Here is a 14,630-nt window from a genome sequence, read left to right as displayed (position 1 = left end):
TTATCTATTCTATTCTAATGATTGTTATCGATATTGTTCAATAATTGTTCCAAACTATATTCGTCAGGAATTAATACTTCCCGAGCCTTGCTTCCTTCAAATGAGCCCACTATTCCAGCAGCTTCAAGTTGGTCAATTAATCTGCCTGCTCTATTATAGCCTAATTTTAATTTTCTTTGAATCAAAGAGGTACTTCCTTGTTGATGCAATACAATTAATTTAGCAGCTTCATCAAATAAAGCATCTCTTTCGGATAAATCCACCTCTCCTACTTTACTATCGTCATCATCACCTGAGAATTCAGGTAACTGATAGGCTCGTTCATAACCTCTTTGATTGCCTATATATTCTACAACCTCATCAATTTCAGGGGTATCAATAAAAGGACATTGCAAACGGATCAAATCGGATCCTTGAGAAAGCAACATATCTCCCATTCCGACCAACTGTTCGGATCCACCTGTATCCAAGATTGTTCTGGAATCGATTTTGGATGTCACCCTAAAAGATAAACGAGCGGGGAAATTCGCTTTGATGATACCAGTAATAACATTAACTGAAGGTCGCTGCGTAGCAATAATTAAATGAATACCAATCGCACGAGCTAATTGAGCCAATCTAGCTATTGGAGTTTCTACCTCTTTTCCTGCAGTCATCATTAAATCCGCCAACTCATCAATTACCAACACAATGTAAGGCAAAAATTTATGTCCTTTTTCAGGATTTAATTTCCTGTTGACAAATTTTGTGTTGTATTCTTTCAAATTTCTACATCCGGCATCTTTCAATAAATCATAGCGGTTATCCATCTCGATACAGAGTGAATTCAATGTATTCACCACCTTTTTGGTATCTGTAATAATTGGCTCTTCCGTGCCAGGTAACATCGCTAAAAAGTGTCTTTCCAATTTATTGAAAAGGGTTAATTCCACCTTTTTAGGATCAACCAAGACAAACTTAAGCTGAGATGGATGTTTTTTGTAAATCAAGGAAGCCAGCATTACGTTCAAACCTACTGATTTACCCTGACCTGTGGCTCCTGCCATGAGCAAGTGAGGCATTTTAGCCAAATCAGCAATAAACACATCATTACTAATGGTTTTACCCATAATGATGGGTAATTCCTTATCGCTTTTTAGGAATTTATCAGTAGCCAATACCGATTTCATGCTCACCATCTCGCGATTCTTATTTGGAACCTCAATACCGATTGTTCCTTTCCCTGGGATTGGTGCAATAATCCTGATTCCAAGAGCAGCCAAGCTTAAGGCAATATCATCTTCCAGATTTTTGATTTTGGAAATCTTAACTCCTGCTTCTGGCACAATCTCGTAAAGTGTTACCGTAGGCCCGATAGTGGCTTTAATACTTTGGATTTTGATTTTAAAGTTGGTCAAAGTCTCCAAAATTTTATCTTTATTAGCTTCTAATTCTTCTTGGGTGACTTTCACTTTCCCTGAATCATGATCTGCTAAAAGATCTAATGTTGGATATTTATAAGAGGACAAATCCAATGTAGGGTCATAATTCTCTACCTTTTTACCTAATTTCTCATCAAAATCAGATTCCTCTACTTCCATTTCCGGCTTCTCTTCCTTTTGAGGAGGCTCTTCCTGAACAACTTTATTTTCTAAGGTGTTTTCCACCTCCATGGTCAGTTCTTCTTGCGGTGGTGTTTTTTTAGGTTTTTGTTCCGCTACAGTCCAAGTGCTTGCATCATCCAAAGACTCTTCCTCTTGTTCAAATTCATCTTTTAGTTCATCGGTAGCCTTTTCCGTTTCAGTTTGATGTACATGCTTCTTTTCTTCAGAAAAACTTACTTTTTCATCCCCATCAGCTATTTGATCTTCATTAGCTGATTTAGAATTAAAGAATAGTAAAGTGGTTACATTAAAATAGAAAACAATAAATATTAATAAAGAAAGGATTAGAACTAAATAAGTTCCCCATCCAAAAAGGCTATTGAAAAGCACTGCTAATTCATATCCTATTCCACCACATAAAAAGGAGAAAGCAGTTATTTTTCCCGATTCAAACACCATAAAGCCCAACAGCAAACTGAACCAAAAAAGGAAAAATACCATAAAAGTGAATGCACTTTTGATGGAGAAAATCGCCTTATTGAAAGTTATACGATAACCAGCTAAAAATAGAAAAGGTGGAATGAGAAAGGCAGCCAGTCCAAACCATTTGAAGATAAAATAATAAGCTGACTGCGCCCCTAAAAGCCCCAACCAGTTATCCATTTCTGATCCAGAAGCTTTAACACCCGTTTCAGAAACAGACTGCAATACACTCATGTCAGCTTTTCCTGTAAATAAATAGGAGACAAAAGCAGTAAATAAAAAAATGGAGGAGGTTAACAAAAAGAACCCAAAAGCCAGATGCAATCTTCTGTCCTTCAGAAAATTCCATTGGAAATTTAATTTGGTGGATTTCTTCTCCTTATCTCCTTTTTTAAAAGTATTAGATTTATAAGTATTCTTTGCCATAGAGTTTGCTGACTAAGCGACAGTAAAATTGCATAAATTCAATTTAACCGCAAAATACGAATCTTCAATTAGAATTTTTGCTATTGAGAGGGAATAATCAAAGCCCCCTTTTTTATTTCCCCCAAATGGGGGGAAAATGCACGGATTATCCTTTGCATTTTAATTTGATTTATCGAATGCAAATGAGATTTTTGATTTAAGTATTAATGGAAATGGTGGTAACACCTATTTTTTTCTAGTGATATAAATCTCTCTTTGGTTTAAACGACTCGCTTGGACTTTCCATATAAGATCGAGATTAAATTTTGTCAACTGATTCGATTTCAATCGAATTTGTCAATTGTCTATTTAAAAGAAAGAATTGAGAAAATGAGATTTGAGAAAAAAAATAGCCCAAACCATTTAAGACTTGAGCTATTGTATAATGGGTGGAAGATGGGGCTCGAACCCACGACCCTCGGTACCACAAACCGATACTCTAACCAACTGAGCTACATCCACCATTTTGGCTCACAAAGGTAAGAAGGAAATTTCATTTCAAAAAAGTATATAAGGAAATATTTTTGGGTTCTCGCTAAAGAAAGACTTTGACAGCCAAAGCCTGTATGATTATTCACGCAAAGACGCTATCCTGGCTGTCGGCAGGCAGGGGCGCAAAGAATCCGCAAAGGATTTTAATTAGTATATGAATATAATGAAGTTAGAAATGTTATGGGAGGATAATTAATAAAGATCTAACTTAATAACTATTTCGTTGCGTAAACTTGGCGGCTCTGCGCCTTTGCGAGAATTATTTAAACAGCCTTTGGCTGTACTTTTGTTTTCTTTTGTTTTTGTGGTTAAATTAACAGCCTTCGGCTGTCCTCAGCGTTCTTAGTGTAAAACTCAGTGCAACTCCGTGGTTACCCCTTTCAGCCTTTGGCTGTTAACATTTCACTTTTCCAATCTAACTTTCACTTTTCGAATACATTCAAGATAAAAAGCACATTCACTTCCTAAGTAATCAAAAATGACTAATTTTGCACTTCATTTGGATTATAGTATGAAAAAAATAGCAGTAATTGGTTTGGGCTATGTGGGGCTACCCTTAGCCGCAGAATTCGGAAAGAAAAGACCCACAATTGGCTTTGACATTAATCAAAAGCGTATTGACGAGCTTTCTAAAGGATTCGACCGAACTTTAGAAGTAGATTCAAATGAATTAAAAGAGGCCAGTCAATTATCTTATACTTCTGATATAAATGATTTAACAGAAGCTCAGATTTACATAGTAACAGTCCCTACCCCTATCAATGAATATAAACAACCAGATTTAACTCCTTTAAAGATGGCTTCAGCCACTGTTGGCAAGACTTTGAAAAAGGGCGATATCGTAATTTATGAATCTACAGTTTATCCGGGCTGTACAGAAGATGATTGTGTCCCTATTTTGGAAAAAGAAAGTGGTTTGAAATTCAATCAAGATTTCTTTTGTGGTTATTCACCCGAAAGAATTAATCCAGGAGATAAAGAGCATAGATTACCTACAATTAAAAAAGTAACTTCGGGAAGCACTCCTGAAATTGCAGAAGAGGTAGATCAATTATATAAAGAAATTATTACGGCAGGAACTCATAAAGCAGCAACTATAAAAGTAGCTGAGGCAGCAAAAGTAATTGAGAACTCACAGCGAGATTTGAATATTGCTTTCGTGAATGAGCTAGCTTTGATATTTGATAAAATGGGCATTGATACTGCCGATGTACTGGAAGCAGCAGGTACTAAATGGAATTTCTTACCGTTTAAACCAGGACTGGTAGGCGGGCATTGTATAGGAGTTGATCCATATTATCTTACTCACAAAGCGGAAGCATTAGGCTATCATCCGCAGGTTATCTTAGCGGGTAGAAGGATAAATGATAATATGGGTGCTCACGTTGCCAGTTCTGTTGTAAAGCTAATGGCTCAAAAAGGATCCGTAATTAAGGGCTCAAGAGCATTAGTTATGGGGATTACTTTTAAAGAGAATTGTCCTGACATCAGAAACAGTAAAGTAATAGATGTGATCAAGGAACTGCAATCTTACGGTATTGAAGTAGAAACCTACGACCCACAAGCGGATAAAGAAGAGGTTAAACTTGAGTACGGAGTTAATTTAATTGATAACCCAAACTCCGATTATAATGCTATTGTTTTAGCAGTTTCACACAAAGAATTTAAAGATTTCAATTTATCCAACCATTTGAATGAAAATGGAGTCACTTATGACATTAAAGGATTTTTTGAGAGAAGATTGGTTAATAAAAGATTATAATATTTACAATAATAATTAATGAAAATAGCAGTAATAGGCACAGGTTATGTAGGATTAGTAACGGGGACATGTTTTGCGGAGACCGGCAATCAGGTTACTTGTGTGGATATAGATGAAGCAAAAGTTAAAAAATTACAGTCAGGAAAAGTAACCATATACGAGCCTGGCCTTGAAGTAATCTTTGAAAGAAATGTAAAACAAAACAGACTGGATTTCACCACTGATCTTGCAGAGGGAATTAAAGGAGCTGAGGTCATTTTCTTGGCATTACCAACACCTCCGGGAGGAGACGGGGCCGCTGATTTGCAATATGTGTTGAAAGTGGCCGATGATTTGGGTCATATTCTGGAGAATTATGCAGTCGTGGTGGATAAAAGTACAGTGCCGGTAGGGACGGCAGACAAAGTGCATGCTGCTATTGCAAACAATGCAAAAGTGGATTTCGATGTGGTTTCCAATCCCGAATTCTTGAGAGAAGGAGTGGCCGTAGATGATTTCATGAAACCTGAGAGGGTTGTGATCGGGACCCAATCTGAACGGGCTACCAAGATCATGGAAAGATTGTATGCACCGTTGGTAAGGCAAGGCAATCCTGTCATCTTTATGGATGAAAAGTCAGCTGAGTTGACCAAATATGCAGCCAACTCATTTTTGGCCACCAAGATTACCTTCATGAACGAGATTGCCAATATTTGCGAACTATTGGGCGCCAACGTTGATATGGTTCGGAAAGGGATCGGAACCGATACCAGGATCGGTAAGAGGTTTTTATTTGCTGGAATTGGCTATGGAGGGAGTTGCTTTCCAAAAGATGTCCAGGCATTGGCAAAATCGGCTAAGGATGCCAATTATGATTTTAAGATACTAAATGCGGTAATGGAAGTGAACACCACCCAAAAAACCCGCTTGATGGATAATTTGAACGGTTATTTCAAAAATGACTTAAAAGGCAAGACCATTGCCATGTGGGGATTAGCGTTTAAACCTAATACGGATGATATCAGGGAAGCACCGGCATTGTATAATATTGAAGCTTTATTAGCAGCAGGGGCAAAGGTTCAGGCCTACGATCCAGAGGCGATGGAGAATGTAAAAGGACAATTGGGTGATAAGATTGTTTATTCCAAAAACCCAAGTGAAGCATTAAAAGGAGCGGATGCCTTGATGATTATGACGGAATGGCCAGTTTTCAGAACACCTGATTTCAATGAAATCAAAAAAGAACTGAAAGAGCCGTTGATTTTGGACGGTAGGAATTTATATGAAGTAGAGCATATGAAAGAATTAGGCTTTACTTATTTTAGTATAGGAAGATAATGGCTATGGCTAAAGAACGAATATTAATTACAGGGGCAGCAGGATTTTTGGGTTCACATTTGTGTGACCGATTTATAAAAGAGGGCTATGATGTAATTGGGATGGATAACCTGATTACAGGGTCAATGGACAACATAGCCCATTTGATGGGGAATGAAAATTTCGAATTCTATCATCATGATGTCTCCAAGTATGTGCACGTTTCCGGTGATTTAAAATATATTTTACATTTTGCATCTCCTGCCAGCCCTATTGATTATTTGAAAATACCGATTCAAACCTTGAAGGTAGGGGCGCATGGTACGCACAATTTATTGGGACTTGCAAAAGATAAAAAGGCTAGGATTTTAGTGGCCTCAACGTCTGAAGTGTATGGTGATCCATTGGTTCACCCACAAACAGAAGATTACTATGGAAATGTTAATCCGATTGGTCCTCGTGGAGTATATGATGAAGCCAAGCGATTTATGGAATCCATTACGATGGCATACCATACTTATCATCAATTGGAAACACGAATAGTAAGAATTTTCAATACCTATGGCCCAAGAATGAGGCTGAATGACGGTAGGGTGTTGCCTGCATTTATTGGGCAAGCTTTAAGAGGAGAAGATTTGACCATTTTTGGAGACGGCTCTCAAACCCGCTCGTTTTGCTATGTAGATGATTTGGTAGAAGGGATTTATAGACTATTGTTGAGTGATCACACTCATCCAGTAAATGTAGGGAACCCTGATGAGATCACGATCTCGGAATTTGCTGAGGAAATCATTAAATTGACGGGGACTACGCAAAAAGTGGTATATAAAGATCTTCCAAAAGATGATCCTAAGAAAAGGCAGCCAGATATTACCAAAGCAAAAGAACTATTGGGCTGGGAGCCAAAGGTCAGCAGGCAAGAAGGTTTAAAAATTACTTACGAATACTTTAAATCTCTTGACAAAGAAAAATTGTTCCAAAAAGAGCATAAAGATTTTGAAAAATATATAATAAAATGAGCATACTTAAAAACAAAGCAGTTTTAATAACGGGAGGAACGGGTTCATTAGGGAAAGCATTAACCAAGCACATCTTCGAAAACCACTCAAGTGTTAAGAGGGTTGTCATTTTTTCAAGAGATGAGCAAAAACAATTTCAAATGGCTCAGGAATACCCACATAAAGATTACCCTCAAATAAGGTTTTTTATTGGGGATGTAAGAGATGGAGAAAGATTAAGAAGGGCTATGCAAGGCATCGATTATGTCATACATGCAGCTGCTATGAAGCATGTTCCTATTGCTGAATATAACCCTGATGAGTGCATTAAAACAAATGTGAATGGAGCACAAAATGTGATTGATGCTTGTTTTGCCACAAAAGTGGAACGAGTGGTAGCTCTATCAACAGATAAAGCATGCGCACCTATCAATCTTTACGGTGCTACTAAATTAACTTCTGATAAGTTATTTATAGCCGCTAACAATATCAAAGGTGATAATCCAATAAAATTCTCTGTAGTTAGATATGGCAATGTAATGGGCTCCAATGGTTCTGTCATCCCATTTTTCTTAAATAAAAGGAAAGAGGGCGTTTTACCTATAACAGACCCAGATATGACTCGTTTTAATATTTCACTTCAAGGGGGTGTAGATATGGTTATGCATGCATTGGAACATGCCTGGGGAGGAGAATTATTTGTTCCTAAAATACCATCATATAAAATTACTGACGTAGCCGAGGCTATTGGTCCTGAATGCGAAAAACCTGAAGTGGGAATCAGACCAGGAGAGAAAGTTCATGAAGAAATGATCACTTCATCTGATTCATATTATACTTATGACTTGGGGAAATATTATACCATTTTACCAGCAACTCATAAATGGAAGTTAGAGGATTATATTAAACAGTTTAATGCCAAAAAGGTAAAAAAAGGTTTTCAATATAACTCTGGTGAAAATGAGGAGTGGGAAACTATTGAAAGTTTACGTACTCTTATTAAAGAACATGTAGACCCTACTTTTGAAGTATGAGCCAACAAGTAATTCCATACGGAAAGCAATACATTACAGAGACTGATATTCAGGCAGTAGTGGAAACCTTGCAATCAGACTATCTTACTCAAGGTCCTAAAATTAAGGAATTTGAAGATGCTTTCGCTCAATATGTAGGATCTAAATATGCAGTTGCCGTTGCTAATGGCACAGCAGCTTTGCATTTAAATTGCCTTGCCCTAAATATAAAAGAGGGTGATAAAGTAATTACTACCCCAATTACTTTTGCTGCCTCTGCCAATTGTATAAGGTATTGTGGTGGTGAAGTAGTTTTTGCTGATATTGATCCTGAAACATATTTATTAGATATTAATAAAGTAAGGGAACTTCTTGAGGCTTCGTCTAAAGGTACTTATAAAGGCATTATCCCAGTAGATTTTGCCGGTAGAGCGGTAGATCTGGAAGCTTTTAGAAAGTTGGCGGATGAATTTGACTTATGGATAATTGAGGATTCCTGTCACTCTCCAGGAGGATACTTTACAGATAGTAAAGGACAGAAACAAAACTGCGGAAATGGTGAATTTGCTGATTTGGCGATTTTCTCATTTCACCCTGTCAAGCATATTGCTGCTGGGGAAGGGGGAATGATCACCACTAATGATGTTGACTTATATAAAAAGCTTTTAAAGCTTAGGACCCACGGCATCACAAAGGATGAAAGTTCTTATGAAAATTCCATTGAATTTGCAGGTGGTGAAAGTGATTATCCTGCCTGGTACATGGAAATGCAGGAGTTAGGGTATAATTACCGTTTAACAGACTTTCAAGCAGCTTTAGGCTTAAGCCAATTAAAAAGAGCTGATGAAGGATTAGAAAGAAGAAGGGATATAGCTAAGAAATATTTCAATGCATTCGAAGGGAAAGACTTTATCAAAGATCAATCAGGTGTAGTAGAAGGTCATGCCTATCATTTATATGTTATTGAAGTCGAGGACAGACTGGGTCTCTACAATCATTTAAGAACGAATAAAATATTTGCTCAAATTCATTATATCCCTACTCACTTAATGCCTTACTACAGACAGTTTGGATGGAAAGTAGGAGATAGGCCAATAGCAGAGACTTATTATAGGCATTGTATTAGTTTGCCTATGTTTCCGACTTTGACTGATGAAGAACAACAATTTGTAATCGATAAAATTACTGAATATTATAAATGAGTAACTTGTGCATTATACCAGCAAGGGGAGGAAGTAAAAGAATCCCTAGAAAAAACATCAAAGATTTTCTGGGAAAACCTATCATAGCTCATTCTATCGAAACTGCTTTAAAGTCTGATTTATTCGATGAAGTAATGGTTTCTACTGATGATCCTGAGATTGCTGAAATTGCTCAAAAATTTGGGGCTAAAGTACCTTTTATGCGTTCAACCGAAAATGCTGATGATTTTGCTACAACCTCAGTCGTTTTGATAGAGGTTTTAGAAGAATATAAGGTTAAAGGAAAAGAGTATGATTACGCTTGCTGCATCTATCCTACAGCTCCTTTGATTAAAGCAGATAAGCTAAAAGTGGGATTTGAGAAATTGATTGATGGGAATTTCAGTACAGTTTTTTCATCAGTGGAATTTTCTTACCCTATTTGGAGAGGGCTTAAAAAAACTAATAACGATGAGTTCAAAATGGTTTGGCCTGAAAACCTCGATAAACGATCCCAAGATTTGGAAGCCGTTTATCATGATGCAGGGCAATGGTACTGGTTTAATGTTGAAAGCTTTAAAAAAGATAAGACGTTATTTGGAGATCGAACATCCTGTATTGTTTTGGGAGCAACTGAAGTGCAGGATATTGACACCCTGGTAGATTGGAAATTGGCAGAATTGAAGTATGAACTCTTATAAAGTTTTATCACAACAAAAATTTGAATCTGATGGCTATGCAATCGCACCCATCAGAATGGAAGACCGATACGCCATCATGCAGTGGCGTAATGAGCAAATCTATCATCTGCGTCAAGATAGGCCACTTACCAAAGAAGGGCAGGACAACTATTTTAATGAGGTAATAGCCAAATTATTTGACCAAGAACAACCAGGACAGATACTTTTTTCTTACCTGAAAGATGGCCAATGCATAGGTTATGGCGGATTGGTGCATATCAATTGGACTGATAAAAATGCGGAAATTTCTTTTGTGATGGAAACCTCATTGGAAAAAGAGCATTTTGAATTTCACTGGAGTACCTATTTAGCTTTAATAGAAGAAGTGGCATTTAAAGAATTAGGCTTGCACAAAATTTATACTTATGCATTTGATTTAAGGCCACGACTTTATACTGCATTATCAGAGAGAGACTTTAAAAAAGAAGCGGTTTTAAAGGGTCATGCACGATTTAATAATGAATTTATTGATGTGTTAATTCATTCAAAATTTCAAAAGAACATGGAGTTGAGTTATTCATTAGCAACAAATAAAGAAGTTGAACTTTTGTTTGAATGGGTAAATGATAAAGAAGTAAGACAAAATTCCTTTAATAGTGACGATATATCCTGGGAAGGACATAAAAAATGGTTTGAAAAAAAACTAAAAGATAAAAACTGCAAGATATTTATATTTTATGAACAAGACACTCCAGTAGGCCAGATGCGATTAGATAAAATTAATTCTGAATGGTTTATCGATTATTCAATATCCAAGGAATATAGAGGACGGGGTTATGGTACCAAAATGGTGAATGCTATTAAGGATTCTGTTAATGAATCACCCTTAGTCGCTGAAGTGAAAAGTGATAATAAAGCTTCTGCAAAGACTTTTGAAAAATGTGGGTTCAAACTCATTGATACTTATAAACAGAATAATGAATTAGTATTTCAATATAAGTATGAAAAATTATGAGTAGATATATAATCTTGAGTAGTAAAAAATGGAATGTTAAGCTGTTAGATAATCTTAAACAAAAGCATAGCAATATTGAATGGTTATTAATACATGATCAAAATCAGTTTCAATATGAAAATATTCGGTCATTAAATCCTGATAAAATATTTATCCCTCATTGGTCTTATATAATTCCTGATACTATTTTTGATAATTTTGAATGTATTTTATTCCATATGACGGATTTACCTTTTGGAAGAGGAGGGAGTCCTTTACAAAACCTAATAGTCAGAGGTTATAAAAACACCATGATTTCAGCCATAAAAGTAGAAGAAGGCTTAGATACTGGAGACATATATATAAAAAAAGATTTATCTCTATTAGGTACAGCAGAAGAAATATTTCTTAGAGCTACTGATACAATCGGTGAAATGATATCAGAAATTATTACTAAGAATATAAAGCCTGTGCCTCAAATAGGAGAAAGTGAGGTTTTTAAAAGAAGAAAACCTAGCGATGGTGATATTAGTCAGTTGAAATCAGTTGAAGAAGTTTTTGACTATATAAGAATGCTGGATGCTGAAGGTTATCCAAACGCCTATTTGGAAACAGAGTTCTTTAAATTTGAATTTTCAAGAGCTAGTCTTAAATCAGGAGAAAAATTAATCGCAGATGTTAGAATCACTAAAAAATAAGCGGATATTGATAGTTGTTGCTCATCCTGATGATGAGCTTTTAGGCTTGGGAGCCTCAATGAATCGAATCATAGATGATTTTAATGTTAAAACGCATGTTGTAATATTGGGAGAAGGGATAACTTCAAGATCTGATCAAAGAGATGTTGAAAAATGGGCTGAAGCACTTGAAACCCATCGAAAAAATATCAAAGCGGCACAATCAGCTATTGGATACGATTCAGTAAGTATCTATGATTTCCCAGATAACAGATTCGATACGGTGGCTTTATTGGATATTATTAAAGTGATTGAGAAAGAAAAAGCATCATTTGAGCCGGATGTTATATTTACACATCATGGTGGAGATGTTAATGTTGACCATCAAAGAACTTTTGAGGCAGTTTTAACAGCATGCAGACCTATGGAAACAGAAAATGTAAAAAGTATAATCACTTTTGAAACCCCATCGGGTACTGAATGGAGAGCATCTTCTGACCCGAGGCATTTTATACCTAATTTTTTTATAGGTGTAAAGGAATCAAATTTAGATGCTAAAATAAAGGGGATGGAGAGTTATGAATTTGAGAAAAGAAAATATCCACATCCCAGATCACCTGAAGCACTCAAAATACAGGCACAAAGGTGGGGAGTAGCAATTGGAAAACCATATGCTGAAGCATTTCAAATAATTAGAATGATAGAATAATGAAAATAGATAATTTCAATATAACTAAAGAGTCTCCCGTATTTATAATAGCTGAATTATCAGCTAACCATAATGGGAGTCTAGAAACTGCAATTGAAACAATAAAAGCTGCTAAAAGGACGGGAGCTGATGCAATTAAGCTACAGACTTATACTGCCGACACAATGACTATAGATTGCGAAAAGGATGATTTTAAAATCAAAGGCACTGTTTGGGATGGTAAAAATCTTTATAAATTGTATCAGGAAGCTTACACTCCCTGGGAATGGCATGAAGCATTATTTAAAGCTGCGGCTGAGGAAGGGCTGGTTTGCTTTTCATCTCCTTTTGACAAAACCGCAGTTGATTTTCTGGAAAATCTTAATGCCCCTGCCTATAAAATTGCTTCATTTGAAATAACAGATATTCCATTGATAGAATATGTTGCTTCAAAAGGTAAGCCCGTCATCCTTTCAACTGGTATAGCGGAAAAGGAAGATATTGAACTAGCTTTGGACGCTTGCAAAAGAATGGGGAATAATGACATTGCCTTGCTTAAATGTACCTCTAGTTATCCTGCTCCAATAGAGGAGGCAAACATGGTAATGGTAAAAGATTTGGCAGAACGATATAATGTTATTTCAGGACTTTCAGATCATACGATGGGGAGTACAGTCCCAATTGTAGCGACCTGCTTTGGAGCAAAGATTATAGAAAAGCATTTTATCTTAAATCATTCAGTTGGAGAGGCCGATGCTTCTTTTTCTCTGGATGAAAAGGAATTTACAGAGATGGTGACAGCAGTTAGAGAAGCTGAAAAAGCCATTGGAAAAGTAAATTATTCACTAACTGAAAAACAAAAAAAGGGAAAGGTATTCTCTCGCTCTTTGTATGTGGTAAAAGATATTAAAAAGGGTGAGAAGTTTACGCATGAAAATGTAAAAAGTATTCGTCCAGGTTTTGGATTGCATCCTAAGCATTACAATGAGATTATAGGAAATACTGCTAAAAAAAGCTTTAATAAAGGAGATAGAATGGATCCTTTAAATTAAAAATGATACACTATTAAGCGTAATAGATTAAATGAATAAACTTCTATTAACTATTAAAGCCCCCCTTAAATGAGGTGGGAAACTTGTAAAAATAAATTTAGAACATGAAAGAAAATAATCTAAAAGGAACTAATATACTTGTAACGGGCGGTGCTGGTTTCATTGGAAGCCATCTTGTTGATAAATTAATTCAAATCGAATGTAATAAAATTATAATTGTCGATAATCTAGCTACTGGTTTTGAGCAAAACCTACCTGAATTTGATAATCAGAATGTTATCTTCATAAAGGATGATATTAGCAATGATTCATTTTGGGAAAACTTACCTTATGATATCGATTACATTTTTAATCTAGCTGCAGTCGTAAGCGTACCCCAGTCAATGAAATACCCTTTGGAAACCTATAACATAAATACTTTGGGATTCGCAAAAGTACTTGATTTCGCTAAAAACAAAAAAGTACGGAAAGTAATTTATGCATCTTCCTCAGCAGTTTACGGTAATGTAGATAAAGTTCCAATAGGTGAAATTGTAGATCAGGTGCCCACATCTCCATATGGACATAGCAAATTATTAAATGAAGATTTTGCTCAGCATTATTATAGGTTTTATAACGTAGGATCAGTAGGATTAAGGTTTTTCAATGTTTTCGGACCAAGGCAACGTAGTGATTCACCTTATTCTGGAGTGATTTCTATATTTATGGATAAGATGATTCACAATCTTCCAATTCAAATATATGGAGACGGTGAGCAAATAAGGGATTTTATCTATGTTTCAGATGTAGTAGAGGGTTTGATCCAAGCTGCTGAGAGTGATCTCAAATGCCAAGTATTTAATTTGGGAACTGGGATTCCATCTTCAATTAACCATCTTTTTAAGAAGTTGGCAGATATTTTGGCTTATGAGGGTAAACCTATATCCGTGCAAGAAAGAGAGGGCGACATCAAAAGAAGTTTGGCAGACATCAATAATGTCAAAAAACTACTAAATTTTAATCCTAAATATTCATTGGATTCAGGGCTTCAAGCATTAGTGAAGCCTATAGATTATTAAATATAGGAATTTGATAGTTTGAGTCTGGAGATGCCTAAATATGTGTGAGGTAAAATATTAAAGTTTGTATTATATTTACATTCCAAAAGAAATTGAACCAATTAATAGTAATCAAATCGATATTATAAATTTAGCTTAAAGTTTTACACTAATAGAAGATCAATTTTTAAACAGAAATTCCATGTGGGGAACTATAAATAAAACAATA

General features: G+C 35.9%; 12 protein-coding genes and 1 tRNA gene. 11 read left to right on the top strand and 2 right to left on the bottom strand.

All coding sequences use genetic code 11. From position 1 onward, the window contains the following. Nucleotides 1-14: 14 nt before the first annotated feature. Both ABWH96_RS04135 and ABWH96_RS04130 read right to left on the bottom strand, forming a co-directional pair. Complete coding sequence (locus tag ABWH96_RS04135; RefSeq protein ID WP_375580234.1) at nucleotides 15-2,492, bottom strand: DNA translocase FtsK 4TM domain-containing protein; 2,478 nt, start codon at nucleotides 2,490-2,492, stop codon at nucleotides 15-17. A 426-nt stretch (nucleotides 2,493-2,918) separates the two neighbouring features. After that, nucleotides 2,919-2,994: transfer RNA gene (locus ABWH96_RS04130), tRNA-His, on the bottom strand. A gap of 507 nt (nucleotides 2,995-3,501) precedes the next feature. Here ABWH96_RS04130 and tviB point away from each other — a divergent pair. The 11 genes from tviB to ABWH96_RS04075 all read left to right on the top strand — a co-directional run bounded on the left by tviB (nucleotide 3,502) and on the right by ABWH96_RS04075 (nucleotide 14,422). Further along, nucleotides 3,502-4,785, top strand: coding sequence for a Vi polysaccharide biosynthesis UDP-N-acetylglucosamine C-6 dehydrogenase TviB (gene tviB / locus ABWH96_RS04125; RefSeq protein WP_375580233.1), 1,284 nt, complete (start codon nucleotides 3,502-3,504; stop codon nucleotides 4,783-4,785). Nucleotides 4,786-4,803: 18 nt separating this feature from the next. Further along, nucleotides 4,804-6,102, top strand: coding sequence for a UDP-glucose dehydrogenase family protein (locus tag ABWH96_RS04120; protein ID WP_375580232.1), 1,299 nt, complete (start codon nucleotides 4,804-4,806; stop codon nucleotides 6,100-6,102). A gap of 5 nt (nucleotides 6,103-6,107) precedes the next feature. Beyond that, nucleotides 6,108-7,100, top strand: coding sequence for a UDP-glucuronic acid decarboxylase family protein (locus ABWH96_RS04115; protein ID WP_375580231.1), 993 nt, complete (start codon nucleotides 6,108-6,110; stop codon nucleotides 7,098-7,100). Continuing rightward, nucleotides 7,097-8,113 (top strand): UDP-N-acetylglucosamine 4,6-dehydratase (inverting), encoded by a 1,017-nt coding sequence (gene pseB, locus ABWH96_RS04110; RefSeq protein ID WP_375580230.1) that lies wholly within the window; start codon nucleotides 7,097-7,099, stop codon nucleotides 8,111-8,113. The genes ABWH96_RS04115 and pseB overlap by 4 nt, the downstream gene beginning before the upstream one ends. Next, nucleotides 8,110-9,294 carry a UDP-4-amino-4,6-dideoxy-N-acetyl-beta-L-altrosamine transaminase gene (gene pseC, locus ABWH96_RS04105; protein WP_375580229.1) on the top strand — a complete coding sequence of 395 codons (1,185 nt, stop codon included), beginning with the start codon at nucleotides 8,110-8,112 and terminating at the stop codon, nucleotides 9,292-9,294. Before pseB ends, pseC begins: the two co-directional genes overlap by 4 nt. After that, nucleotides 9,291-9,974 (top strand): pseudaminic acid cytidylyltransferase, encoded by a 684-nt coding sequence (gene pseF, locus ABWH96_RS04100; protein WP_375580228.1) that lies wholly within the window; start codon nucleotides 9,291-9,293, stop codon nucleotides 9,972-9,974. Before pseC ends, pseF begins: the two co-directional genes overlap by 4 nt. Beyond that, entirely contained in the window at nucleotides 9,961-10,968 is a 1,008-nt protein-coding gene (locus tag ABWH96_RS04095; RefSeq protein WP_375580227.1) for a GNAT family N-acetyltransferase, read from the top strand. Before pseF ends, ABWH96_RS04095 begins: the two co-directional genes overlap by 14 nt. Then, nucleotides 10,965-11,645: a formyltransferase family protein gene (locus ABWH96_RS04090; protein ID WP_375580226.1), complete on the top strand. Its 681-nt coding sequence runs from the start codon at nucleotides 10,965-10,967 to the stop codon at nucleotides 11,643-11,645. The genes ABWH96_RS04095 and ABWH96_RS04090 overlap by 4 nt, the downstream gene beginning before the upstream one ends. Further along, nucleotides 11,623-12,333, top strand: a complete 711-nt coding sequence (locus ABWH96_RS04085) for a PIG-L deacetylase family protein (RefSeq protein WP_375580225.1) — start codon at nucleotides 11,623-11,625, stop codon at nucleotides 12,331-12,333. Before ABWH96_RS04090 ends, ABWH96_RS04085 begins: the two co-directional genes overlap by 23 nt. Continuing rightward, a complete protein-coding gene (gene pseI, locus ABWH96_RS04080) occupies nucleotides 12,333-13,364 on the top strand; it encodes a pseudaminic acid synthase (protein WP_375580224.1) in 1,032 nt (343 codons plus the stop codon). The genes ABWH96_RS04085 and pseI overlap by 1 nt, the downstream gene beginning before the upstream one ends. A 104-nt stretch (nucleotides 13,365-13,468) precedes the next feature. Further along, nucleotides 13,469-14,422, top strand: a complete 954-nt coding sequence (locus ABWH96_RS04075) for an NAD-dependent epimerase/dehydratase family protein (RefSeq protein WP_375580223.1) — start codon at nucleotides 13,469-13,471, stop codon at nucleotides 14,420-14,422. Nucleotides 14,423-14,630 lie beyond the last annotated feature (208 nt).

Source organism: Marivirga tractuosa (assembly GCF_042140215.1).
GTDB classification, from domain to species: Bacteria; Bacteroidota; Bacteroidia; order Cytophagales; family Cyclobacteriaceae; genus Marivirga; species Marivirga tractuosa_A.
This window is presented reverse-complemented; position numbering and strand designations above follow the sequence as displayed.

Coding starts and splice junctions, on each gene's coding strand:
- ABWH96_RS04135 (WP_375580234.1), bottom strand. CDS start 2,492: ATGGCAAAGAATACTTATAAATCTAATACTTTTAAAAAAGGAGATAAG.
- tviB (WP_375580233.1), top strand. CDS start 3,502: ATGACTAATTTTGCACTTCATTTGGATTATAGTATGAAAAAAATAGCA.
- ABWH96_RS04120 (WP_375580232.1), top strand. CDS start 4,804: ATGAAAATAGCAGTAATAGGCACAGGTTATGTAGGATTAGTAACGGGG.
- ABWH96_RS04115 (WP_375580231.1), top strand. CDS start 6,108: ATGGCTAAAGAACGAATATTAATTACAGGGGCAGCAGGATTTTTGGGT.
- pseB (WP_375580230.1), top strand. CDS start 7,097: ATGAGCATACTTAAAAACAAAGCAGTTTTAATAACGGGAGGAACGGGT.
- pseC (WP_375580229.1), top strand. CDS start 8,110: ATGAGCCAACAAGTAATTCCATACGGAAAGCAATACATTACAGAGACT.
- pseF (WP_375580228.1), top strand. CDS start 9,291: ATGAGTAACTTGTGCATTATACCAGCAAGGGGAGGAAGTAAAAGAATC.
- ABWH96_RS04095 (WP_375580227.1), top strand. CDS start 9,961: ATGAACTCTTATAAAGTTTTATCACAACAAAAATTTGAATCTGATGGC.
- ABWH96_RS04090 (WP_375580226.1), top strand. CDS start 10,965: ATGAGTAGATATATAATCTTGAGTAGTAAAAAATGGAATGTTAAGCTG.
- ABWH96_RS04085 (WP_375580225.1), top strand. CDS start 11,623: ATGTTAGAATCACTAAAAAATAAGCGGATATTGATAGTTGTTGCTCAT.
- pseI (WP_375580224.1), top strand. CDS start 12,333: ATGAAAATAGATAATTTCAATATAACTAAAGAGTCTCCCGTATTTATA.
- ABWH96_RS04075 (WP_375580223.1), top strand. CDS start 13,469: ATGAAAGAAAATAATCTAAAAGGAACTAATATACTTGTAACGGGCGGT.